This window comes from Micromonospora sp. PRAS1, from assembly GCF_059553435.1.
Map to the genome: position 1 here is coordinate 1 of NZ_JCANNB010000119.1, position 430 is coordinate 430.

The following is a 430-nucleotide window of genomic DNA, read 5'->3' on the forward strand; positions in this document are numbered from 1 at the left end:
CCGTCCGGTGGTGGGTGGTGAGGTTTTCGAGGAGGTGGGCGGCGTGGGTGGGTCCGTTGGTGGTGGCGAGTTGTTTGGCGATGGTGTGGGCGTTGTGTTGGTAGGTGGGGTTGGTGAGGAGTTCTTGGACGGCGGTGCGGAGGGTGTGGGGGGTGCAGTGTTTGGGGTTGAGGTGGAGGCCGAGGCCGGCGTTGGTGATGCGGCGGGCGTTGTCGGGTTTGTCCCAGGTGGTGGGGGTGATGATGAGGGGTTTGCCGTGTTGGAGGGCGGCCATGATGGTGGCGGGTCCGCCGGTGGTGATGACGGCGGCGCAGCGGGGGAGGAGGTGGGTGTGGCTGAGCCATTGGGTGATGTGGATGTTGGGGGCGGGTGGGCCGAGGTTGAGGGTGTGTGGGTGGCGTTGGGTGCCGGTGGTGGCGATGACCTCGAC

Annotated in this window: 1 protein-coding gene; it reads right to left on the reverse strand. The window is 67.2% G+C overall.

Annotated elements, in window-relative coordinates; translation table 11 throughout:
* Positions 1-430: glycosyltransferase (locus tag AC507J_RS32350; RefSeq protein ID WP_496294372.1), on the reverse strand; the 430-nt coding region annotated here is incomplete at both ends.